We start from the raw sequence: 22,723 nt of genomic DNA, 5'->3' as shown, positions 1-22,723 counted from the left end.
AGAAGCGCGGCCAGGCTGACGAGGCCGGGCAGCGGCTGCCGGGGCTGACTGCCTGGCGCAGCGCGGAAGCCGCCTGGAAGAGCCGGCTGGCCCGTGTGTATGGGCAGGCCGGTACGGGCCGCTTCCGCCGAACGGGCAGCGGCAGCGCTTGCTGCGGCTGAAGCGGCTGCACAGGCTGCGCTGCAGGCGGAGGAGCCGGCCCTGCGCGAGTGCGGCGGCACCTACCGGCGTGCGGTAGAGGTCGCAGCCGAGCTCGGCGGGCTTCGCCGGGAGCGCGCCGCCGTGCTGGGGCGCCGCGAGGCCGTCTCCAGCGGGCTGGCTGCCGCGCAGGAGCGGATGAACCGGGAGCGGGAGCTTTTGGCCCGCGGCCAAAAGAAGCAGCAGGAGCTGCAGCAGAGCCTGCTGCCGCTGGCGGTCCGCTCCCAGGAACGGCAGTCTCTGCAGGAAGCGATGCAGAGACTGCAGGGGCTGCGCTCAGCCGAGACCCAGCGGGACTCGGCTGAGCGCGAGCGCCAGGGCCGCGCGGCGGTGCTCGCCGCCGCAGAGGCGCGCCTTGCCGCAGCCGGAGGCCGGCGGCAAGAGCTGGCCGTGCAGCGCGGCGGGCTGGTCGCCGCAGCCGCGCTGCACCTGGAGGTCCTGCGGGCTGCAGAAGCCGCCGCAGGAGAGGCCGCCGTGCGCCTGGAGCAGCACGGCGGCGCGCTGGAAGCCGCGCGCAAAGAGCAGGAGGTTCACCGGCTCTCGCTGGCACTCGCCGGTGAACTCCAAAGCGGGCTGCCTTGCCCGGTCTGCGGCAGCGAACATCACCCCTCGCCTGCGTCCGTCCAGGACGGCGGCGGGGACGATGAGCTGGCCGGCCGGCTGGAGCATGCGCGCCTGCTGGCCAGACAGGCGCTGGATACACGCCACCTGTTCCGCAGCCTGCTGGAACAGGACGGAGCGTGGCTCGCGCAGGTGTACGGCGAGAGCATGCCGGAGCTTCCGGCTGCAGCCGGTCTGGAGCAGGTCAGCGCTGCGGGCATGCACTCTGTGCCGGGGGCAGACGAGACGCTGCATGCCGGCCTGCTGACAGAGCTGGAAGACAGGCTGGCCGGCTGCAAAGCCCGCTCCGGCAGTCTGCGCAGCGACGCTGCGCAGTGGCAGCGGGCCATGCAGGAGCAGCAGCAGCTGTACCATAAGGAGGAGGCTGCCGTAGAAGCAGAGGCAGCCTGGCTGGCCGGGCTGGTGAGTAAAGCCCGGGAGCTGGCAGGTCAGGCGGACAGTCTGCACCGGGAGTGGGCCGCGCTGTTTCCCGGACTGGCGGCGGATGAGGCAGAGGCTGCTTACCGTGCGGTGCTGCTTAAGGATGAGCAGGCGGAGGAGATCCGGGGCCGTCTGGAGATCAGCGTGAAATTTCTGGATGACAAAAGCGCTGCCGTTCAAGCGCTGCAGGAGGAAATCTCCGGTCTGGATAAGGAGCTGGCTCACTTACACGCCCAGCTGGAAGGCAAGGAAGCGCTGGAGCGCGAGAAGGCGGAGCGCCTGCAGCAGTGGACAGGCGGCCGTGCTGCTGCGGAGCTGCTTGCTGAAAGTGAGCGGCAGCTGCAGCAGCTGCAGGCTGCGCTTGAACGGAGCAGGCTGAGCCATCGTCAGGCAGCCGAGAAGGCGCAGCATGAGCTCAAGGAAGCGGCGATTGCCCGCCAGGCGGCTGAGTCAGCCGGGGAGCATTATGCTGAGGCATCTGCACGCTGGCAAGAGAGCCTGGAGTCATCGCCGTTTGCTTCAGCCGCTGAGGTTGAGGCTGCGGCACTGCCGCCTGAGGAGCGGAATGCTGCGATGCTGAGCGTACGGAGCCACCGCGAGGAAGAGGCCGAAGTGAACCTGCAGCTGCGGAGCATAGCCGGGAAGCTGCAGGGTGCAGCCCTCAGTACGGAGGAGTGGCAGGAGAGCCAGGCTGTACTTCGCCAGTGCAGGGAGGACGATGAGGAGGCGCTGCGCAGCCGGGCACGGGCCGAGCGGGATCTTGAGGATCTGCAGCAGCGCCATATTCGCTGGATGGAGCTTGAGGGACAGCGGATCGGCCACGCTGCGCTGCAGGACCGCCTGTCGAAGCTGCAGACGGTCCTGCGCGGCAATGCCTTTGTCGAGTATATTGCCGAGGAGCAGCTGATGCAGGTCTGTCAGGCAGCGTCGCAGCGGCTGCGGTTTCTGTCCAAGCAGCGCTACGCGCTGGAAGTGGACTCCGGCGGAGGCTTTGTGATCCGTGACGACGGGAACGGGGGCGTCCGCCGTCCGGTCTCGACTCTGTCCGGGGGAGAGACTTTCCTGACCTCACTGTCTCTGGCGCTTGCCCTATCGGCGCAGATTCAGCTCCGCGGACAGTATCCGCTGCAGTTCTTTTTCCTGGACGAGGGCTTCGGCACTCTGGACCCTGACCTGCTGGATACGGTGATTACATCCCTTGAAAAGCTGCACAATGACCAGCTGTCTGTCGGCATTATCAGCCATGTTCCGGAGCTCCGGGCCAGACTGCCGCGTAAGCTGATTGTGGTGCCTGCCGAGCAGGGAGGCGGGGGATCGCACATTCTTTTGGAAAAAATGTGAAATTGGGGGTGTGATGTGATGTCGATCACAGAGACACCATCATGCCCCTGTTATAATACAGCTAAGCCGACATCATTTAGAAACACCTCGGCGGACGTATGACCGGGATGTACTCCTTTTCATACGTTCGCCGCCGAATCAGCCTTTCAGCTGATAGGGTGTTTCTTTTTTTTTTGTCTACCGGCCATTTAACGGATTATCTTCCGCTGTACCTGATACAGTTTGCTTGTGGTCTGGATGCTGTACTGTACCTAATACAGTTATCCTTCAGCAGCAAGGCAGCAGGCGTGCCTGTAGGAGGTGTTAGCCCTATCGGGCTGAACCCTTCTAAATGATGCGTTACTACATAAAATGGATGATCAGCATCTGCTAAGCCCCCCCTCATTATCATCATCGGCAATCCCTGCCGGAATGCCTCCCCGTAAACTGGTTTACAGCAGCTTTCGTATTGCCCAAAAATCCTGTATGATAAGACTCATAAAATAATATGGCGGAGAAGGCCGGACATTCCGACCGGGCAGGCCTGTATCCATCGTGATCATTCGCCTGTACGGTAACACGTTGTGCTGCTTATTCAAGCATCGCCGCTCCACACAACCTTGAGAAGGAGGTGTTGTATTGGAAACTGTTTTCAGCAAAATCATTGAGGGCACCATACCTTCAAAAAAAGTGTTTGAGAACGAACGCATTCTGGCATTTCATGACATCCAGCCTGCGGCACCGGTGCATGTGCTGATCATTCCCAAGAAGTTCATTGCTTCGATGAATGATGTGACTGCGGAGGATTTGCCGCTGATCGGTGAGATTCATGCCGTGGCCCAGCAGATCGCTGTAGAGCTTGGGGTTGCTGAGACCGGATACCGCTTGATTAACAACTGCGGACCCGACAGCGGACAGGCAGTGCCGCATCTTCATTACCACCTGATTGGCGGTGCCAAGCTGGGCGCCCTCGTCGGTATTTCGGATTCACACGCATAGCGCTGTATCCAATAACAGACCGCCTGCCAGAAAAAAGAATAACACGAAGGTTGACACCTTATTTCGGTTTGACCTATAATGAAAGTTGATGAACCGTGTTATGCTCTTGGACGGTCTGGTCGGAGGGAGGGAAAACTGGTGTCTGAAACGAAAGTTCGTAAAAACGAGACAATTGATGCTGCACTTCGTCGCTTTAAACGTTCCATCGCTAAAGATGGTGTCTTGGCTGAGGTGAAGAAACGCAAGCATTATGAGAAGCCAAGCGTTAAGCGCAAGAAGAAGTCTGAGGCTGCTCGTAAGAGAAAGTTTTAGGAGGATTACTGAGTCATGAATCTTAGCGAACGATTGAACGAAGATATGAAGCAAGCGATGAAGAGTAAGGACAAGTTCAGACTCTCCACCATTCGAATGGTTCGTTCTACGATAAATTATTCTGAAATAGAATTAAAGAGAACATTAGACGACAACGAAGTGCTTGATATCCTTAGTCGTGAAATCAAACAGCGCAAAGATGCCCTCCAAGAATTTGAATCAGCGGGTCGTGAAGAGCTTGCCGCGAATACGAAGGCAGAAATCGAGATTATCATTAAGTATCTTCCTGCGCAGCTTTCCGAAGAAGAAATTAAAGTAATTGTACAGCAGACCGTCCAGGAAACCGGTGCTTCTTCGAAAAGTGATATGGGTAAGGTCATGAGCGCACTGATGCCTAAAGTCAAAGGTCGCGCCGATGGTAAACTTGTGAACCAGGCGGTTCTGCAATTTCTGCAATAATATAGCGCTGACACCCCTTGTATAAGGGGTGTTTTTCATTTTCAGGGGACAAAGGCTAAGCATATGCTTACCGTTGTCCCTTTTTTTATATCCGGCAGAGTGGAGTCACATTTTGAAACGGATTGCCGGAAAAAGGCGTACTAGGAGTATGAATTGGGTTATCATGAGTGAGGGGAGGTTCAAATATGAGCAGATTCCGGAAAATGATTGTATCCTGCACTGCCGCTATGCTGCTGCTGTTGCTCTGCATACCGGTTATGGCCGGAGCATCCGGAACAACAGACAGGCAGGCCGGAGTTGCCCAAAGCGGCCCCGTTTTTATTATTCCGGTAGACCAGGAGATTGAACGCGGCCTGCAGAGCTTTCTGGAGCGCGGATTTGCAGAAGCGGCGAACTACGGCGCTGTTCTGATCGTGCTTACGATTGATACGCCGGGAGGTCTGGTGAACTCGGCCGAGCAGATTGGAACAATGGTCAGAGACAGTGAGATTCCGGTTACCGCCTTTATTAAAGGCGACGCTGCGTCGGCAGGAAGTTACATAGCGCTGAACGCGGACACCATAATTATGAAGCCCGGGAGCATGATCGGTGCGGCTTCGCTGGTGGATATGAACGGGAACAGCGTGGATGACGCCAAGATGAATTCTTACTGGAAATCGAAGATGGTGGGGGCAGCCGCGCTGAACGGCCGTGATCCTGACATTGCTGCAGGAATGATGGATGTGAACCTGGTGGTGAACAAGCCTGAGCTTGGCGTGAGCAAAACGGCAGGACAGATTATTGCACTGACCAGTGACGAGGCGCTGAAGGCAGGATATGCCGAGCATCTGGCGGCAACACCGGAAGAGGCGGTGGCCTGGCTGGGCTACTCGACTGACGACATCTTTCATGTTCAGCAGACAGGTGCTGAGAAAATGTCGCATTTTCTGACCAATCCGGTTGTAATGACCATTCTGCTCTTTGTCGGGATTGCCGGCATTGTCATCGAGCTGCTTGTGCCGGGCTTCGGCATTCCGGGTATCATCGGGACTTTGGCCTTCGCCCTGTATTTCTTCGGTAACTATGTGGCAGGCTTTGCGGGAGCGGAGACATGGCTGCTGTTTATTCTCGGGCTGGTCATGCTTGTCCTGGAGCTCTTTGTCCCCAGCTTTGGGATTCTCGGATTGCTTGGTTCCATCTGTCTGATTGCGGGGGTTGTACGGGCAGCCTTCAGCTATACGCATGCCCTGCTGAATCTCGGGATCGCATTTGCCGCTGCGGCGGTAGTCATTGCGGTCGTGGTGGTAATATTCAAGGAACGCGGTATCTGGAACCGGTTTATTCTCCATGAGAGCCTGACCAAAGAAGAAGGTTTTGTGCCTGCACTGGAAAGGCTAAACCTGATCGGCGCAGCGGGAATGAGCGTCACTCCGCTCCGGCCGGCGGGAACTGCGGTATTCAGCGGAGAACGGGTGGATGTAGTCACCGAAGGCAGCTTTATCAGTTCTGAACGCCCCGTTTCCGTCGTGAAGGTGGAGGGCGGGCGTGTGGTCGTCAAGGAAATGATTGAATGACCCTGCTGTCCGTTAGGCGGCAATGAATCGCTCTTGAATTAGCTTTGAAAAAAATGTTAACGGAGGTTGGGAACAGGTATGGGTGAAGCTTCTTTGATTCCTATTTTGCTGATCGCGGTTGTCGTGATCATTGTGTTGAGTGTGTTCTTCAGCTTCTTCCCGGTTATGCTATGGATTTCTGCATGGGCATCCGGCGTGAGAATCAGCATTATTACGCTGGTGGCGATGAGACTGCGCCGGGTTACGCCGAGCCGGATTGTTAATCCTCTGATTAAGGCTATCAAAGCCGGACTGGGGCTGAATATTAATCAGCTCGAAAGCCATTACCTCGCCGGAGGTAACGTTGACCGGGTCGTCAATGCGCTGATCGCGGCGCAGCGGGCCAATATTCCGCTTGAGTTCACACGCGCAGCGGCTATTGACCTGGCCGGACGTGACGTGCTCCTGGCGGTGCAGATGAGTGTTAACCCGCGTGTCATTGAAACACCGATTGTTGCTGCAGTAGCCCGGAACGGGATTGAGGTAAAGGTAAAAGCACGGGTAACGGTCCGGGCCAACATCGACCGGCTGGTCGGCGGTGCGGGTGAGGAAACGATTATTGCCCGTGTCGGGGAAGGTATCGTTACAACAGTAGGTTCCAGTAATTCACACAAAGACGTCCTGGAAAACCCTGACTCGATTTCCCGGACCGTTTTGTCGAAGGGGCTTGACTCCGGTACGGCTTTTGAAATTCTCTCGATTGATATTGCGGACGTTGATGTCGGCAAAAATATCGGGGCGTACCTCCAGACTGAGCAGGCTGAAGCCGATAAACGCATCGCCCAGGCGAAAGCCGAGGAACGCAGAGCGATGGCGGTTGCCCATGAGCAGGAGATGAAGGCAAAGGTTGTCGAAATGAAGGCGCTCGTTGTCGAATCGGAATCCCGGGTACCGCTGGCTATGGCGGAAGCGCTGCGTTCCGGTCAGCTTGGTGTTATGGATTATATGAATCTCAAGAACATCGAAGCGGACACGCAGATGCGCGGCTCACTCGGTAAAACGAACGACGGGGACGATCACAACCGTCCGACCAATAAATAAGGGGATGTGAGATCCCATGGGCAGTCTGATTTATATTGCTGTGATTATTCTGGTCGCAATCTTCACCAATGTGAATAAAGCGGCCAAAAACAAGAAAAAACCTAATGCAAGCGGCGGTATGCCGACCTTTGGCGGCGGGGGGGATGACCAGCCGATGCGGAGAGACCGGCGTCCGGGGCCTGACGGCAGTGCCGCGCGTCCGGCCGCAGCCGGCAGCGGCTTCCCTTCACCGGACAACGGCCCGGCGGCCAGCGCTTCGTCAGAGCAGCATGAGCATGAGCTTGCACCAGCCTGGCAGGAGCCCCCGCATGTGCCTACTCCTGATTATGAGACGGGTGAGGGAATGTCTTACGAGCAGCCCGGAGAGCAGGAAGACAGCGTGCAGGTCCGTACAGATCGGATGCAGCGCGAGCTGGAGCGCCTCCAGGCTGCTTATGATGTAATAGCGGCATATGGGCTGGACGAGGGCGCAGAAGGGCCTGTAGCGTCCCTGGAGCATGCCAGAGCCGCTGCTTCTCCGCTTCCGGGAAGTGCTGGCGGCAGCCGCCAGGCGCTGCGTAACGGGCTCGTCTGGTCAGAAATTCTCGGACCCCCGCGCTCGCGGAGGCCGCATTCAACCAGAAGATAATAAGCTGCAGTAAACATAGCCTCTATTCGGCGGTAAGAACCATAGTGCCGTGAAGCTAAGCCTTCGGACCCTACTCACAGGGTCTGAAGGCTTTTTGCTTGTAAGGGTCTTGCCAGGCTTGCAGGATTTCCGGACCTAATTTCTTCACACCCGTGTGAGTAATTCTCATAAAAAGCTGCAGTGCCGCATAAGGTGTAAAGAAGGCAGGAAGGGGGAGAAGTCTACATATGACCCGTATCGGCCGCAGGCTGCGGGGATGGACAAACGGGGTACTGGATCTTCCGCAGGATGTGCTGCAGGAGCTGCCCCGGATCACCCTGATCGGCAATAAAGAGCTGTATATTGAGAATCACCGCGGTGTGCTGCATTTTTCGTCCGCCCTGCTAACAATCGCTTTAGCCAAAGGGGCGCTTGAAATTTCCGGCCAAGAGCTGAAAATCCGCAACATTCTCGGCCAGGAACTGGCCGTAGAAGGCGTTATCGGAGAAATCAGATACAAGGGAAGCGAGGAGAAAACATGAAAGAGCCGCCTCTGTCAGTGCTGCGGGGGTTCGTTACACTGCATGTGACGGGACCTGCGGTGGAGAAATTTATCAATGCCGCAGCCGAAGCCGGCATCGTCATCTGGGAAGTGAAGCCTGCAGGGGACGGCGCTTCCCTGAATTTGCTGCTGGATGACTTTTTCCGCCTCCGGCCGATTTTGAAAAGTACAGGCTGCCGCATGCACGTTACCGCCAGAAACGGCCTCCCCTTCCGGCTGGCGAGGCTGTGGAGACGCAAGCTTTTTTCTGCAGGTATCCTGCTGTTCGGGGTGATGATTCTGCTGTTCTGCTCGATGGTCTGGACGGTCCGGGTCGATGGGAACCAGCGTATCGCCTCGGATGATCTGCTGGCAGCCGCACGGCAGGAGGGGATTTATCCGTTCCAGTGGATCTGGCGCATGGATGAGCCGGACAAGCTCTCCAAGAGGCTGATCTCCCGGGTGCCGGGTATTTCCTGGATCGGTGTGGAGCGGACCGGGACGAGCATCACGATCCATATTGTAGAGGCGGATCAGCCGGAAAACCGCCCGCTGCTGAGCCAGCGGCATCTGATCAGCAGGACAGATGCGGTCGTTACAGGAATTTATGCCGAGCAGGGCCGGCCGGTCGTCGGCATCAATTCCCGGGTCAAAAAAGGGCAAATCCTCATTTCCGGCGCATTGGGTGATAAGGAAAACATAGAATACGTTGTTGCCAAGGGCGAGGTGAAGGGCCTTGTCTGGCATGAATATAATATCGAGGTTCCGCTTAAAACCACCGGCAGCTCCTATACAGGAGAGCGGAAGGACCGGACTTATCTTGTCCTCGGAGACTGGGCCGTTCAGCTATGGGGCTACGGCAGCTCCGGCTTCAGTAAATCCCGCACGCTGACTGAGAACAATATGCTGTCCTGGAGATCTCTGCAGCTGCCTCTCGGGGTTATGACAGAGAAGGAGCTGGAAGTGGAGTATACGTCTGCGGTAAAGACGGCGGAAGAAGCTAGAGCGGAAGGAATTGCCCGGGCAAAAAGTGATATTTTAGCCCGTTACGGCACCGACAGCACCATTAAAAGTCAAAAAATTTTGCATGAGAAGAAAGACAATGGTAAAGTTTATATGAAAGTGCTGTTTGAGGTGGAAGAGAGAATTGCGGAAGAACTTCCGATAGTAAACAACTGAGGAGAATGAGGCTACTTGTCAGAACAGACTGCAAGCATACGTATATCTTTGCAAAATGCGGGAGAAGCGCAATCGCTGTTCGGCCCGCAGGATGGATTTCTCAAGATTATCGAAAGTGAAATTCCGGCAGTGATTGACTCGCGGGAAGCAGAAATTACGATCCGCGGGGCAGAGCGTGAAGTGGACATGCTGGAGCAGCTGTTCAATGTTCTGCTGTCGCTGATCCGCAGCGGTTACATGCTCAGCGAACGCGATATTCAGTATGCTGTGGAGCTTGCTAAGGAATTCCGCGCTGACCAGCTGCTGGATCTGTTCAAAGGTGAAATTACAACCACCTTCCGCGGCAAGCCGATCCGTGTTAAGACCATCGGCCAGAAGCATTATGTGACTACGATCAAGAAACGCGACATCGTCTTCGGCATCGGCCCTGCGGGAACAGGTAAGACCTACCTCGCGGTAGTACTGGCCGTCTCGGCCCTCAAAGAAGGCTCTGTCAAGCGTATCGTGCTCACCCGTCCTGCTGTAGAAGCAGGAGAAAGCTTGGGCTTTCTCCCGGGCGATCTGCAGGAGAAGGTTGACCCGTACCTCCGGCCGCTCTACGACGCGTTATACGACGTTATGGGGCCTGATCAGGTGGCTAAGGCACTTGAGCGGGGACTCATTGAGATTGCACCGCTTGCTTATATGCGCGGACGTACACTCGACGATTCTTTCATCATCCTGGATGAAGCCCAGAATACGACGCCTGAACAAATGAAGATGTTCCTGACCCGGCTCGGCTTCGGCTCGAAGATGGTCATCACCGGTGACGTTACCCAGATCGACCTGCCGCGCGGCAAGAAATCAGGATTAATCGAAGCTAAGGCGATTTTATCCGGCATTGAAGAACTCGGCTTTGTCTATTTTGCGGAACAGGATGTTGTAAGGCATTCTCTGGTGCAGAAGATTATCGTAGCCTATGACCGCTCTGCCGAAAACCTCGACTAACAAAGGGGACTGTCCTCATGGCTTCAAAGCAACCATCGAAACTAAGCGGATTCGTATACAGCAATACCGGATGGAAGTATAGCGCGTTGACGCGCTATGCTCTTTTCCTGTTCCTGGGGCTGGTCTTCTACTTCAGCCTGTCGTCTGACCTGCTGCCGAAACGTTATGATATCAAAGTAAATACTACCAGCGCCAAAGAGATTACGGCTCCCAAGCAGATATTGGATAACAAAGCCAAGCTTAAGGCCCAGGAAGCTGCGGCAGAGGGTGTACAGAACAAATATGCCATCATACCGATCCGGGCGGACAGCCTGGTTACTCTGCTGCTGGACCGGATCGACAGCCTGAATCAGGATGATCTGATCTCGCAAAGTGACAAGATCGGCATTTACAAGGATGTTATCCCGCAGCGGGCTAATGATTTTGTTCAGAGCTTTATTAATTCCAGCCGCAACGCCGGTACCTATTCAGATACGCTCCTGGAGGAGATCCAGACCGGCATTGCTGAACAGGCTTACACTATTCCTGAAGAGACTTATATCAAAATTCCGCGGCTGACTACCCAGGATATCATTGAGATGAAGCAGGTTGCCCGGGAGATTGTCATCAAGCTGATGAATGACCAGATTGTCGACGCCCAGACCGCCCGCGCCAAGGTGGCGGAGCAGGTCAGCGTCAGCTCGCTCAGCCAGCGCACAGCCCGCGAGGTGACTCAGGAGCTGGTCCGGCTGGTTATTATGCCTAATAAATTTTTTGATGAGGAAGCGACGAAAGAAGCCAAGGTCGAAGCCCGTGAGAACACGCCGGATGTATTTATTGAACAGGGCGATGTGCTGGTAGCCAAAGGCGAGACGATTACCCCTGAGCTGTACACATTGCTGGATGAGAACGGGCTGCTGAGCAATGAGGTCAATTACTGGCCGCAGTTCGGGCTGCTGCTGCTGTCGGTCATGCTCTCAGCGGGGCTGATGGTGTTTATCCGGTACTCCGGAGGCGCAGCCAGCTCGGGATTCAAGTACAATAACTCGCAGCTCCTGATGCTGATGCTTGTTTTTGTCATCACCATGATCACTATGAAGCTGGCTGCCTTCCTGCAGACCGATGTCCGCTACTATGTAGGGTTCCTGGCTCCGGTCGCCATTGGGGCCATGCTGATAGCTATGCTGCTGGATATGACCCTGGCCTATTTCTGCTCCATCCTGTTCAGTGTGCTGGCGAGCATTATTCTGAATGTGCAGCAGAATACCGTATTTGATTTTAACTTCGGCTTCTTTGCCCTGGTAGTGTCGTATGTTGCTATATTTGCCACTCACCGCGCGGGCCAGCGTTCCACACTGCTTAAGGGCGGAATCATGGTTTCCTTGTTCGGCACAGTTACTGTGTTTATGCTGAAGCTGCTCGGCGGGGGGGGCTGGAATGATACGCAGACCTTGTATTCGCTTGGCTTTGCTTTTGCCGGCGGGCTGCTGACAGCAGTGCTTGTAATCGGGCTGATGCCGTTCTTTGAGGCCACCTTCGGGATCCTGTCAGCGCTGAAGCTGGTTGAGCTGTCCAATCCGAATCATCCGCTGCTGCGCAAGCTGCTTACAGAAACGCCGGGAACCTATCATCACAGCGTGATGGTCGGCAATCTGTCGGAAGCGGCGGCGGAAGCAATTGGAGCAGACGGTCTGCTGTGCCGGGTAGGCTCCTATTACCACGACATCGGCAAGACAAAGCGGCCGTTTTATTTTATTGAGAATCAGAACAATATGGAGAATCCGCATGACTCGATTGAGCCGGCGCTCAGCAAATCCATCATTGTAGCGCATGCCCGTGACGGGGTGGAGATGCAGAAGGAGTACAAGCTGCCTAAGCCGATCCGCGACATTGCCGAGCAGCATCACGGCACGACGTTCCTGCATTATTTTTATCATAAGGCGCTTAAGATCGCGGAGGAAAAGGGTGTCACGCCTGACTTCACCGAAGAGGATTTCCGTTATCCTGGGCCGAAGGCGCAGTCCAAGGAAGCCGCTGTGGTTGGTATCGCCGACAGTGTGGAAGCAGCGGTCCGCTCACTCCGCAAGCCTACTGTTGTTCAGGTAGAAACGATGATTGAAAAGATAATTAAAAGCAGGCTGGACGACCACCAGTTTGATGAATGTGACCTGACGATCAAGGAGCTGGACATTATTGCCCGGACGCTCAAAGAGACGGTCATGGGGATTTTTCACTCGCGGATCGAATATCCTGAAGAAGTGAAAAAACCGAAGAAAGAGGAAGGGGCGGCTACAACATGAGTCTGGCCATCAACTGGAACAACGAGCAGGAAGAATACGAGATAACGGATGCTCTGATAGCGCTCCTTGACAGCATTCTGCAAAAAGCAGGCGAAGCCGAAGGGGTTGAAAAGGGTGAGGTAGATCTCACTTTTGTTGACAATGCGCGTATACATGAGCTGAACCTGGAGTACCGGGGAATCGACCGTCCGACAGACGTGCTGTCCTTTGCCATGAACGAGGCGGGAGAGGACGAGCCGGAGATTATATATGCTTTTGATGATGATGAATACGGAGAGGTCCCGAATTCGCTGGGGGATATTATTATCTCTGTTACACGGGCTAAGGAGCAGGCTGAGGAATACGGCCATTCCCTGGAGCGGGAGCTTGGCTTCCTGTTCGTTCACGGCTTCCTGCATCTGCTGGGCTATGACCATCAGGATGCGGAATCAGAGGCTGAAATGATGTCCAAACAGGAGAATGTACTGGCGCAGGTAGGGTTAACCCGCTAATGGCCAAAAATACGGCGGTAGGCCACAAAAAATTCTGGCATTCATTCCGGTTTGCAGCGCACGGCATTGCCTCCGCGTTCAAATCTGAGCTGAATATGAAGGTGCATAGCGTTCTGGCTGTAGCGGTGCTTGCCGCTGCGGCGTTCTTCAGGCTTCCTCCTTTAAGCTGGATACTGCTGCTGCTGGCAATAACGCTTGTACTGAGTACAGAACTGCTGAATACAGCAATTGAAGCGACGATTGATCTGGTATCGCCGGATATTCATCCCCTGGCTAAGACCGCCAAAGATACCGCCGCAGGAGCTGTGCTGCTTACGGCGGTTTTTGCCGTTATTGTGGGAATCTACGTTTTTTATCATCCGGTGATGGACTGGATCGCAGGATTTATGTCATAATCAGTTTACAACTTCAGCCAAAGCCTGAGGCGGACCGGCATTTATGCCCTCCGCCATCTTGCATGAGGCTGCTGTGCAGCATTATTGCAGGTGTGCCGGAATTTCATGGTGTGTAGACCGGCGGGCCTTGCTAATCACAAGGTAAGTGAAAGCTTAGGAAGCGGGATTAACCCGTAAAGTAATGCAAATCGTTAACGCCGGCAAAACGATATAGATAAAACATGAAAAAGTATACTATGCTGAACAAGCCTTTAGGAGGGCCACTATGGAATCTGCTCTACTTCTCCAGGAAGCGATTAAGGCCAGAACCAATGCATATATACCGTATTCCCGTTTTGGCGTCGGCGCAGCCCTGCTGGATCAGGACGGTCATGTCCACCACGGCTGCAATATTGAGAATGCCGCCTACGGCCCGACGAACTGCGGCGAACGGACCGCGCTGTTCCGTGCTGTCGCGGACGGCCACAAGCCCGGCACCTTCCAGGCGATCGCAGTCGTTGCAGATACAGACGGGCCTGTCTCCCCTTGCGGCGTCTGCCGCCAGGTAATGGTAGAGCTCTGCAGCCCTGATATGAAGGTGATCCTTGGCAACCTGAAAGGCGACATTGTGGAGACAACCGTGCGTGATTTGCTGCCAGGCGCGTTTACAACCGCCGATTTGGAGCAGGGGCAGGCGCCCGAGTAGACTGGCCGGCTGCTTTCAGGTTGCTGGCTGGTTAATGCCTCGCTAGTTGCTGCCAGGCCGGGTAATATCTGGCTGGTTATTATTAACTAGGCAGCTGCTGCCTGCCGGATTTCTGACGTTCCAGTTTAGCTGCACTTTGTACAACTAAACCAAGCTAGATTTGTCTGCAGCTGAGATTAACTGCAGTTTGTGCAACTATATTGCTGTTTTTTGACCGAAAACACTCAAATGTCTAAAAATAACTGCACAGAATACAGCTAAACCGGTAAAACACCTGGTTCGTGCTTAAATAATTGTACAAAATACAGTTAAAGCTGTGCTGTTCGGCTTGCCGTTTCCGCCAATCCCGGCCCAGCTAAAAAGCACACAAAATTGTTATGTTAGTTGACTAATATCCCTGTATCGCTGAGTGCTCCCTTAAGTAGGATGAGAGGACCAAAGGTTTTGATTAGTTGACTAATATCCCGGTCACCAACAGTCCAGCGTGTTCCCGCAGGGAACGAAAGCGCTCATAGCGCCAAATGTCTGTTCGAAGCGCCGATAACTACTAAAACGCCCATTTCCGGGTGTCCAGAGGGCCGGGGCCCTTGGGGTCTCCCTTGGCTAAGGGGGATTTAGGGGGATCGAAAAAAGGGTTTAAGCTTTTTCATTTTTGTTTTAACACGAAAGGGAAGATCATATGAAATTCAAATCAGGATTTGTCGCTATTATCGGCAGACCAAATGTAGGTAAATCAACACTCATGAACCAGGTGATCGGGCAAAAAATCGCCATTATGTCGGACAAGCCCCAGACAACGCGCAACAAAATCCACGGGGTGTACACAGCGAACAATTCGCAGATTGTGTTCCTGGACACGCCGGGTATTCATAAAAGACAGTCCAAGCTGGGTGACTACATGAACCAGACGGCGCTCAGCACCCTGCATGAAGTAGAGGCTGTGCTGTTCCTTGTGGATGCTTCGGAAGGGATGGGCGGCGGTGACCGTTTTATCGCGGAGCAATTGAAAGAGGTTAAGACACCGGTAATCCTGGTTATGAACAAGATTGACAAAATCGAGCCTGAAGTACTGCTTCCGCTGATTACGGAGTACAACAAGCTGCATACGTTTGCTGAAATCGTTCCGATTTCCGCTAAGGTTGGCAGCAACGTAAACACCCTGCTGGAACAGATTTCCAAGTATCTGCCGGAAGGGCCGCAGTATTATCCGGAGGACCAGGTAACAGACCATCCGGAGCAATTCGTCTGCGCCGAGCTGATTCGTGAGAAGATTCTTCACATGACCCGCGAAGAGGTGCCGCATTCCATTGCGGTAGGTATAGAGGATATGCGTGTTGAGCCGAACGGGGTAGTGCATATCAGTGCAATTATTTTTGTAGAACGCGATTCGCAGAAGGGAATTATTATCGGCAAGCAGGGGGCGCTTCTGAAGGAAGTCGGCAGACGGGCCCGCACGGATATCCAGAACCTGCTGGGATCGAAGATTTTCTTGGAGCTATGGGTAAAAGTGAAAAAAGACTGGCGCAACCAGGACCGCGTTCTGCGCGATTTAGGCTTCCACAAAGACCTATAATTCTGTATCCGCGGCTGTTATGGCAGGAATTGCAAGGATAAACCTCAGCACAGCGCACATCCTAGTTCTGAAGAGACATCGTGTTTCCGAAGAAAGGATGAATACGAATGCGAGACTTTTCGTGGAAGTATTTTGCAATGACTGGAGATGTCGATGCATATCTGCTGTACAGGCAAGCCGCAGATCCGCTGGAGGCGGGCGGACCGCTGATTGCGGAGGAAGAGCAGGTTCTTGATGAAGAAGCAGAGTAAAGACTGGTTGCTTGCCGGATGGTTGGGGGAAGAGGCATGCTACACAGGGTGGAAGGGATCGTCATCCGCAGTATGGATTACGGCGAAGGGAACGCCATCATTACGCTTTGCACCGAGAACGCCGGCAAAGTAGGTGTTCTTGTTCGCGGCGCCAAAAAGGTCAAGAGCCGCCATGCTGCGCTGATCCAGCTGTTTACAACCGGCGAATTTGTATTTTTCCGCAACAACGGGGGACTGGGTACCCTGAACGCAGGGGAAATTATTCAGTCCCGTCACGGGCTGCGGACAGACCTGATCAAAGCAGCGTATGCTTCATACGCCTGCGAGCTGCTGGACCGTGTATTGCATGACGAGGAGACCGGCAGCTTCTGGTTCCGCCAGCTGTCGGCATGTCTCAGTGCACTGGAGGAAGATAAGGAACCGGGCATCATTATTAATGTATTTGAGATGAAAATACTGCAGGCTGCAGGGTACGGACCGGAGCTGGATCAGTGTATCGTCTGCGGGCGGGAAAAGGCTGATGAAGAGCTGCGGATCAGTCCGCGGCTCGGCGGCGTCTTATGCCGCAGCTGCAGGCACAATGATCCGCCGGCGGTGGAAATTTCTCCGCGTGCCCTGAAGCTCCTGCGCCTGTTCGCTGCCCTTGACCTGACACGCCTTGGCAATGTCGATGTAAAGGAAGCGACCCGCAGCGAGCTGAAGACCGTAATGCGCGCCTTTATGGATGCCCAGCTCGGGCTGAGGCTGAAGTCACAGGGCTTCCTCGACCAGCTGGATAAATACAATATTTGACGAATCCCGAATTTTCCGTTACTATGGGAACAGTTTCTTTTGTAACTAGATGCCGATGTAACTCTGAAGCCTCAGAGATGTGCAGGGATCGGGAAAGTAATGAACGCATTTGCTGCTTAAGCGAGCCGGGGGGAGTGGAAGCCCGGTAGCACAAGGTTCATGAACAAGGCACCCGGGAGTACGGATTCGGCAGAATGAAAAGTGGATTTCGTCTATTCGTGTTGCAGCGGTGCATACAGCAGCCGGCAATGCGGTACGTAATCAAGTAGGGTGGAACCGCGGGAGTATATGTTAAGCTCTCGTCCCTATGTCTGGACTATCAGGCATGGGGGCGGGAGCTTTTTTGCATGCAGTATCAGGGACTTGTCCGGGTATTGCAGCATAGAAGAACGCCGCCTCCATCGCGGCACAGTAAAGAGCCTCACGGCAGCAATGCCAACAAACTTGTAAAGCGAAGGAGTCGGTAGTATGAATTTTCAGCAGATGATCTTAACGCTGCAGCAGTTCTGGGCAGAACAGAATTGTATTCTCGTCCAGCCGTACGATACGGAAAAAGGGGCGGGAACGATGAACCCCATGACGTTTTTGCGCTCACTGGGACCAGAGCCTTGGAAGGTAGCTTATGTGGAGCCTTCCCGCCGCCCGTCCGACGGCCGTTATGGCGAGAATCCAAACCGTTTGTACCAGCATCACCAGTTCCAGGTCATTATCAAGCCTTCGCCGGACAACATTCAGGAGCTATATCTGGATAGTCTGAAGGCGCTGGGAGTAGACCCTCTTTTGCATGACATCCGTTTTGTTGAAGATAACTGGGAGAATCCGTCGCTGGGCTGCGCTGGCCTTGGCTGGGAAGTGTGGCTGGACGGAATGGAAATCACGCAGTTCACTTACTTCCAGCAGGTTGGCGGAATTGAGACCAGTCCGGTAGCTGTTGAGATTACTTACGGCATGGAGCGTCTGGCTTCTTACATTCAGGAAAAGGAAAATGTGTTCGACCTGGAGTGGGTAGACGGAGTGACTTACGGGGATGTGTTCCATCAGCCCGAGGTCGAGCATTCCACGTATACTTTTGAAGTATCCGATGTGCAGATGCTCTTTACCCTGTTTAACACTTACGAACAGGAAGCACGCAGAGCGATGGATAACCATCTGGTATTCCCGGCCTACGATTATGTGCTGAAATGCTCGCATACCTTCAACCTCTTGGATGCGCGCGGAGCAATCAGTGTAACGGAACGGACCGGCTTTATTACAAGAGTGCGTAATCTGGCCCGTACGGTTGCCGCGACCTATATGGAGGAACGTGAGAAGCTGGGCTTCCCGCTGCTGAAGAAAGAAGGTGCTGAGCATGTCTAAAGATATTTTGTTCGAGATTGGACTTGAGGAAATTCCGGCCCGGTTTATCCGGGCGGCGATGGAGCAGCTTCAGGAGAGAACGGCCAAATGGCTGGAAGCTTCACGCATTGAGCACGGCGGAGTCACGGCTTATGCCACACCGCGCAGACTGTCTGTACTGGTAAAGGATGCTGCCGAGAAGCAGGCCGATGTCAGTGAAGAGGTAAAAGGCCCTTCGCGTAAAATCGCACTTGATGCAAACGGTGACTGGAGCAAGGCGGCGCTTGGTTTTGCCCGCAGCCAGGGAGTAGAGCCGGAACAATTTACCTTCAAAGAGCTGGCAGGCGTTGAATACATCTATGCGACCAAGAACAGTGACGGTGTTGAAACTTCCTCCCTGCTGAGTGAGGGGCTTACCGGTATTGTGAACGCGATGACTTTTCCGAAAAATATGCGCTGGGGCGCGTATGACTTCAAATTTGTCCGTCCGATCCGCTGGCTGGTAGCTTTGTTCGGCCAGGAGATTGTTAATCTGGAAATCACCGGTGTCAAAGCAGGTAATGTCAGCCGCGGGCACCGTTTCCTGGGTACGGAGACTGTCATTGCCCAGCCGGCAGATTATGTTGAAGCGCTGCGTGCGCAGCATGTGCTGGTGGATGTGAAGGAGCGCGAGGAGCTGATTCTGAACCAGATCAACAAGCTGGCCGCAGACAAAGAATGGACCATCGCGATTAAAGAAGATCTGCTGGAGGAGGTTCTGTTCCTGGTGGAGACACCGACGGTCCTGTTCGGCACCTTCGATGAATCATTCCTCAATATTCCGCAGGATGTGCTGATTACCTCGATGCGTGAGCACCAGCGTTATTTCCCTGTACTGGACAGTGCGGGCAAGCTGCTTCCGTTCTTTGTAACAGTGCGTAACGGTAATGCCGGGTCGCTTGATGTCATTGCAAAAGGAAATGAGAAGGTACTGCGCGCCCGCCTGTCGGATGCCAAGTTCTTCTATGAGGAAGACCAGAAGCTGCAGATCAGCGATGCCCTGGCTAAGCTGGAATCAATCGTCTATCAGGTAGAGCTGGGAAGCATCGGTGACAAAGTCCGCAGAATCCGGGCTATTGCTGACCGCCTTGCTGCTAAACTTGGACTCTCTCCCGCTGCTGCTGCAGAAGTCAGCCGTACTGCAGACATCTGCAAATTCGATCTGGTAACGCAAATGGTAGGTGAATTCCCTGAGCTGCAGGGTACGATGGGTGAGGACTACGCCCGCAAAGCCGGAGAAGCCGAGAATGTGGCAAAAGGAATCTTCGAGCACTACCAGCCGCGTTTTGCCGGAGACAGCGTGCCATCGACTGAAGCAGGTCTGGTGGTCAGCCTGGCCGATAAAATCGATACGATCGTCGGAAGCTTCTCCATCGGAGTAATCCCGACCGGCTCCCAGGACCCTTACGCGCTGCGCCGTCAGGCCGCAGGAATTGTGCAGATGCTGCTGGAGCATAAGCTGCCTGTCAGCTTGCAGGAAATTTTCACTGCAGCAGTGGAAGTTCATGAAAGTTTGCGCGGAGAGAAACATTTTGCCCCTGAACTGCGTAATAACCTGTACGAGTTCTTCGGCCTTCGTGTGAAGCGCCTGCTTTCTGACGACAATATCCGCTACGATGTTGTAGAAGCTGTAACAGCTGCAGGATTTGACGATATTGTTGATGTTGTCGGCAGAAGCCGTGCGCTAACAGAAGCTGTAAGTACTCAGGATGATTTTAAAATTACCGTGGATTCCCTGACCCGCGTCAGTAATTTGGCAGCCAAAGCTGCAGAGGGTGTCGCTATCCAGCCTTCTCTGCTGAAGGAAAATGCCGAAGTGAAGCTGTATGAGACATGGCAGGGCATTCATGAGCCGTACCAGCAAGCACTATCAGCCCGTGATGCCGCTGAAGCACTCCGTATTCTGTCCGGTCTGAAGGATGCCGTCACCGGATTCTTTGATTCCGTAATGGTCATGGCTGAGGACGAGCAAATCCGTTCGAACCGTCTTGCGCTGCTGGCAGGTGTGGATGCAGACTCCCGGGCCTTTGCCGATTTCGGCAAGCTGGTGTGGTAATCCATTTGCTGTAGAATCACTTTTTTTAAGCCGTTCGCCTAAAAAATGTTGTGATTTTGTGTGAACTATGGTATAGATCGATGGTTTGGGGTATAAATATACGGAACGGTGCCAATGCGTAAGTTGACATCCGTTCCGTATTTATGCTTTATCGAAAGAAGGATTTCGGTTTGCGTAAAGCGTATATATATTACACAGGACCTGGTGATGGCAATGGAAAAGTCCCAAAGAATGAAAATTGTAGTCGACGGGGACGCATGTCCGGTCAAAAAAGAAATTATCGCCTGCGCCCGTACCTTTGGCGTACCTGTTCTCATGGTTTCTTCCTATGACCATGTGCTTCAGGCGGAAGAGGGGGTTACTGTGGTTCAGGTAGACCGGGGAGCAGATAGCGCCGATCTTTATATCGCCAATCATATTACTGCCGGGGATATCGTGGTTACCCAGGATTACGGTCTGGCTGCCTTGGCGCTGGGCAAACGCTGCCGGGTGCTGTCGAACCGCGGACAGGAATATGAGGATTCCAAGATGGATTTTATGCTGGAAGGCAGGCATGCCAGAGCAGTGGAACGCAGGCGCGGACAGTATTCCAAAGGGCCGAAAGCGATCACCGCTGAGGAAAAAAATCTTTTTCAACATAAACTGACAAAACTTTTAACACTTTTGCAGGAGAATGTGCAGCTATAGCGAATTATATTTATTTGTATAAGAGATGAAGGTGGATAAAAGTGGCAAGCGGACACGGTAATATTCCGGAAGAAGTTATCGAGAGCGTGCTGGCGCGGCATGATATTGTAGAAACCGTCAGCAAGGTTGTCCATCTCACCAAGCAGGGGAAGTATTTATGGGGCCTCTGCCCGTTCCACTCGGAGAAATCCCCTTCCTTCACAGTAACCCCTGACCGGGGAGTATTTCATTGCTTTGGCTGCGGTATGGGCGGAAATGCCATCAAATTCAGGATGGAAATCGAAGGACTCTCCTTCCCCGAAGCAGTCAGAATAATGGCGGAAGAAAGTGATATTGCTGTTCCCGAGGGGAAGGGCGGAACACTGTCTCCCCCGGATCCTGAACGGGACCGGCTGATTTCAGCTTATGAATTGTCGGCAAAGTTTTATCATTTTCTGCTGAAGAATACGGAATACGGCACAGCCGCAATGAATTATTTAAGATCCCGGAACTTCAGCGACAAAATGATTGACCAGTTTCAGATCGGTTTTGCTCCGGACCGCTGGGATACGCTGCTGCAGTTCCTGGAGAAACGCGGGTTTGATCTTGCCGAAATGGAAAAAGGCGGGCTGCTGTCTGCCAGAGGTGAAGGCAAAGGCTATATTGACCGCTTTCGCGGACGGATTATTTTTCCGATCGCGAACCGGATGGGTAAGGTGGTTGCTTTTGCCGGAAGAATCCTCGGAGACGGTCAGCCAAAGTATCTGAATTCCGCGGAGAGCAGAATATTTAACAAAAGCCGGATTTTGTACAATCTGCACCAGTCCAAAGCATCCATCCGCAAAACGCGGCAAATTGTCCTATTTGAAGGATACGGCGATGTCATTTCGGCCTGGGAAGCAGGGGTGCATAACGGTGTGGCTACTATGGGCACGTCTCTTACAGAAAGCCATGTAGCACTGATGAAAAGTCTGGGAGACGAGATTGTGCTCTCCTATGACGGCGACAAGGCGGGACAAGCTGCAGCGCTGAAGGCAATCCCGATGCTGGAGGAAAGCGGGCTGCGTGTGAAGGTGGCCGTACTGCCGGGCGGAATGGATCCTGATGAATTTATCTCCCGTCACGGCGGGGAGAGCTTCATGGAGCGGATCATTGATTCTGCGGTCTCAGCCATAAAATTTAAGCTTATATATCTGAAAAAAAACCATATACTCCTAGAGGAAGACGGCAAAATCGCCTATGTCAAGGAGGCGCTGCAGATTATTGCCTCTCTGCAATCCTCAACCGAGCGGGAAGTATATTTGCGGGAAATATCCTCCGAGCTGGAGCTGTCTTATGACAGCCTGAAGCAGGACTGCAACCTACTCCGGGCATCGATGCAAAAAAACATGCCTGAAGGGGATAATAACGACAAAAGGTGGAATAATGGTAGGCATAAAAAAGGGCAGGTGCAAACACCGGCTTTGCTCCCCGCTTATCATGCTGCAGAACGGAGACTGCTGTCATTAATGATACAGGACCCGGATGCTGCCGCCTATGTGGGCGAACGCCTCGGAGAAGAATTCAACATCGATGATCATGCGGCAATAGCTGCTTATCTATATGCCTACTACGCGCAAGGAAAACCACCCGGCATCAGCCGGTTTCTATCATCGCTTCAGGATGACCGTCTGGAGAAAACCGCTACGGCAATATCCATGATGGACACCCCTCCGGACTGGAACACGCAGGTTCTGGATGACTGCATCCGTGAAGTGAGAAAATACCCTGTACAGCGCAAGATGGAGCAGAAGCGTGAAGAGATGATTCAAGCGGAGAAATCCGGTGACTTTTTGCGTGCGGCACAAATAGCAAGTGAGATTATAACCCTAGAGAGACAATGAGG

21 protein-coding genes are annotated in these 22,723 nt (G+C 53.9%); all 21 read left to right on the top strand.

Going from position 1 to position 22,723, the window contains the following annotated elements; translation table 11 throughout:
* Positions 1–99 precede the first annotated feature (99 nt).
* The 21 genes from BN3772_RS05590 to dnaG all read left to right on the top strand — a co-directional run bounded on the left by BN3772_RS05590 (position 100) and on the right by dnaG (position 22,721).
* Positions 100–2,580, top strand: coding sequence for an SbcC/MukB-like Walker B domain-containing protein (locus tag BN3772_RS05590; protein WP_052380392.1), 2,481 nt, complete (start codon positions 100–102; stop codon positions 2,578–2,580).
* Between the two features lie 618 nt (positions 2,581–3,198).
* Positions 3,199–3,558 carry a histidine triad nucleotide-binding protein gene (locus tag BN3772_RS05585; RefSeq protein ID WP_042179434.1) on the top strand — a complete coding sequence of 120 codons (360 nt, stop codon included), beginning with the start codon at positions 3,199–3,201 and terminating at the stop codon, positions 3,556–3,558.
* Between the two features lie 138 nt (positions 3,559–3,696).
* The gene (gene rpsU / locus BN3772_RS05580) at positions 3,697–3,870 is read left to right on the top strand and encodes a 30S ribosomal protein S21 (protein WP_005547957.1); all 174 of its coding nucleotides are present in this window, start codon (positions 3,697–3,699) and stop codon (positions 3,868–3,870) included.
* A gap of 15 nt (positions 3,871–3,885) precedes the next feature.
* Positions 3,886–4,329, top strand: coding sequence for a GatB/YqeY domain-containing protein (locus BN3772_RS05575; protein WP_042179432.1), 444 nt, complete (start codon positions 3,886–3,888; stop codon positions 4,327–4,329).
* Between the two features lie 185 nt (positions 4,330–4,514).
* On the top strand, positions 4,515–5,882 hold the full coding sequence (locus BN3772_RS05570; RefSeq protein WP_042197590.1) for an NfeD family protein: 1,368 nt from the start codon (positions 4,515–4,517) through the stop codon (positions 5,880–5,882).
* Between the two features lie 78 nt (positions 5,883–5,960).
* Positions 5,961–6,962 carry a flotillin-like protein FloA gene (gene floA / locus BN3772_RS05565; RefSeq protein WP_042197586.1) on the top strand — a complete coding sequence of 334 codons (1,002 nt, stop codon included), beginning with the start codon at positions 5,961–5,963 and terminating at the stop codon, positions 6,960–6,962.
* Positions 6,963–6,978: 16 nt separating this feature from the next.
* Positions 6,979–7,590: a hypothetical protein gene (locus BN3772_RS05560; protein WP_042197583.1), complete on the top strand. Its 612-nt coding sequence runs from the start codon at positions 6,979–6,981 to the stop codon at positions 7,588–7,590.
* 227 nt (positions 7,591–7,817) lie between these two features.
* On the top strand, positions 7,818–8,111 hold the full coding sequence (gene yqfC, locus BN3772_RS05555) for a sporulation protein YqfC (protein WP_042197580.1): 294 nt from the start codon (positions 7,818–7,820) through the stop codon (positions 8,109–8,111).
* Entirely contained in the window at positions 8,108–9,289 is a 1,182-nt protein-coding gene (gene yqfD / locus BN3772_RS05550) for a sporulation protein YqfD (RefSeq protein ID WP_042197577.1), read from the top strand. The genes yqfC and yqfD overlap by 4 nt, the downstream gene beginning before the upstream one ends.
* 15 nt (positions 9,290–9,304) lie before the next feature.
* Positions 9,305–10,276 carry a PhoH family protein gene (locus BN3772_RS05545; protein ID WP_042197574.1) on the top strand — a complete coding sequence of 324 codons (972 nt, stop codon included), beginning with the start codon at positions 9,305–9,307 and terminating at the stop codon, positions 10,274–10,276.
* Positions 10,277–10,293: 17 nt separating this feature from the next.
* Entirely contained in the window at positions 10,294–12,555 is a 2,262-nt protein-coding gene (locus BN3772_RS05540) for an HD family phosphohydrolase (RefSeq protein ID WP_042197571.1), read from the top strand.
* Positions 12,552–13,046 (top strand): rRNA maturation RNase YbeY, encoded by a 495-nt coding sequence (ybeY, locus tag BN3772_RS05535; protein WP_042197569.1) that lies wholly within the window; start codon positions 12,552–12,554, stop codon positions 13,044–13,046. Before BN3772_RS05540 ends, ybeY begins: the two co-directional genes overlap by 4 nt.
* On the top strand, positions 13,046–13,441 hold the full coding sequence (locus BN3772_RS05530) for a diacylglycerol kinase family protein (RefSeq protein WP_042197566.1): 396 nt from the start codon (positions 13,046–13,048) through the stop codon (positions 13,439–13,441). The genes ybeY and BN3772_RS05530 overlap by 1 nt, the downstream gene beginning before the upstream one ends.
* A 265-nt stretch (positions 13,442–13,706) precedes the next feature.
* The gene (locus BN3772_RS05525) at positions 13,707–14,126 is read left to right on the top strand and encodes a cytidine deaminase (protein WP_042197563.1); all 420 of its coding nucleotides are present in this window, start codon (positions 13,707–13,709) and stop codon (positions 14,124–14,126) included.
* Between the two features lie 679 nt (positions 14,127–14,805).
* A complete protein-coding gene (era, locus tag BN3772_RS05520; protein ID WP_042179406.1) occupies positions 14,806–15,699 on the top strand; it encodes a GTPase Era in 894 nt (297 codons plus the stop codon).
* A gap of 107 nt (positions 15,700–15,806) precedes the next feature.
* Positions 15,807–15,950: a YqzL family protein gene (locus BN3772_RS05515; RefSeq protein WP_081947721.1), complete on the top strand. Its 144-nt coding sequence runs from the start codon at positions 15,807–15,809 to the stop codon at positions 15,948–15,950.
* A 36-nt stretch (positions 15,951–15,986) separates the two neighbouring features.
* Positions 15,987–16,742 carry a DNA repair protein RecO gene (gene recO / locus BN3772_RS05510; RefSeq protein ID WP_042197560.1) on the top strand — a complete coding sequence of 252 codons (756 nt, stop codon included), beginning with the start codon at positions 15,987–15,989 and terminating at the stop codon, positions 16,740–16,742.
* Positions 16,743–17,210: 468 nt separating this feature from the next.
* The gene (glyQ, locus tag BN3772_RS05505) at positions 17,211–18,098 is read left to right on the top strand and encodes a glycine--tRNA ligase subunit alpha (RefSeq protein ID WP_042197557.1); all 888 of its coding nucleotides are present in this window, start codon (positions 17,211–17,213) and stop codon (positions 18,096–18,098) included.
* Positions 18,091–20,172, top strand: a complete 2,082-nt coding sequence (gene glyS / locus BN3772_RS05500; RefSeq protein WP_042197554.1) for a glycine--tRNA ligase subunit beta — start codon at positions 18,091–18,093, stop codon at positions 20,170–20,172. The genes glyQ and glyS overlap by 8 nt, the downstream gene beginning before the upstream one ends.
* 231 nt (positions 20,173–20,403) lie before the next feature.
* Positions 20,404–20,859 (top strand): YaiI/YqxD family protein, encoded by a 456-nt coding sequence (locus BN3772_RS05495; RefSeq protein ID WP_425280419.1) that lies wholly within the window; start codon positions 20,404–20,406, stop codon positions 20,857–20,859.
* A gap of 41 nt (positions 20,860–20,900) precedes the next feature.
* Positions 20,901–22,721 (top strand): DNA primase, encoded by a 1,821-nt coding sequence (gene dnaG, locus BN3772_RS05490; protein ID WP_042197549.1) that lies wholly within the window; start codon positions 20,901–20,903, stop codon positions 22,719–22,721.
* Positions 22,722–22,723 lie beyond the last annotated feature (2 nt).

This window comes from Paenibacillus camerounensis (genome assembly GCF_000723885.1).
Taxonomy (GTDB): Bacteria; Bacillota; Bacilli; order Paenibacillales; family Paenibacillaceae; genus Paenibacillus_AQ; species Paenibacillus_AQ camerounensis.
This window is presented reverse-complemented; position numbering and strand designations above follow the sequence as displayed.

Bases quoted from the DNA above. Each gene is read 5' to 3' on its own strand.
- BN3772_RS05575 (WP_042179432.1), top strand. From the start codon at position 3,886: ATGAATCTTAGCGAACGATTGAACGAAGATATGAAGCAAGCGATGAAG.
- era (WP_042179406.1), top strand. From the start codon at position 14,806: ATGAAATTCAAATCAGGATTTGTCGCTATTATCGGCAGACCAAATGTA.
- glyS (WP_042197554.1), top strand. From the start codon at position 18,091: ATGTCTAAAGATATTTTGTTCGAGATTGGACTTGAGGAAATTCCGGCC.
- BN3772_RS05590 (WP_052380392.1), top strand. From the start codon at position 100: ATGGGCAGGCCGGTACGGGCCGCTTCCGCCGAACGGGCAGCGGCAGCG.
- glyQ (WP_042197557.1), top strand. From the start codon at position 17,211: ATGAATTTTCAGCAGATGATCTTAACGCTGCAGCAGTTCTGGGCAGAA.
- BN3772_RS05570 (WP_042197590.1), top strand. From the start codon at position 4,515: ATGAGCAGATTCCGGAAAATGATTGTATCCTGCACTGCCGCTATGCTG.
- yqfD (WP_042197577.1), top strand. From the start codon at position 8,108: ATGAAAGAGCCGCCTCTGTCAGTGCTGCGGGGGTTCGTTACACTGCAT.
- BN3772_RS05530 (WP_042197566.1), top strand. From the start codon at position 13,046: ATGGCCAAAAATACGGCGGTAGGCCACAAAAAATTCTGGCATTCATTC.
- BN3772_RS05515 (WP_081947721.1), top strand. From the start codon at position 15,807: ATGCGAGACTTTTCGTGGAAGTATTTTGCAATGACTGGAGATGTCGAT.
- yqfC (WP_042197580.1), top strand. From the start codon at position 7,818: ATGACCCGTATCGGCCGCAGGCTGCGGGGATGGACAAACGGGGTACTG.
- BN3772_RS05560 (WP_042197583.1), top strand. From the start codon at position 6,979: ATGGGCAGTCTGATTTATATTGCTGTGATTATTCTGGTCGCAATCTTC.
- BN3772_RS05495 (WP_425280419.1), top strand. From the start codon at position 20,404: ATGAAAATTGTAGTCGACGGGGACGCATGTCCGGTCAAAAAAGAAATT.
- recO (WP_042197560.1), top strand. From the start codon at position 15,987: ATGCTACACAGGGTGGAAGGGATCGTCATCCGCAGTATGGATTACGGC.
- floA (WP_042197586.1), top strand. From the start codon at position 5,961: ATGGGTGAAGCTTCTTTGATTCCTATTTTGCTGATCGCGGTTGTCGTG.
- ybeY (WP_042197569.1), top strand. From the start codon at position 12,552: ATGAGTCTGGCCATCAACTGGAACAACGAGCAGGAAGAATACGAGATA.
- BN3772_RS05540 (WP_042197571.1), top strand. From the start codon at position 10,294: ATGGCTTCAAAGCAACCATCGAAACTAAGCGGATTCGTATACAGCAAT.
- BN3772_RS05525 (WP_042197563.1), top strand. From the start codon at position 13,707: ATGGAATCTGCTCTACTTCTCCAGGAAGCGATTAAGGCCAGAACCAAT.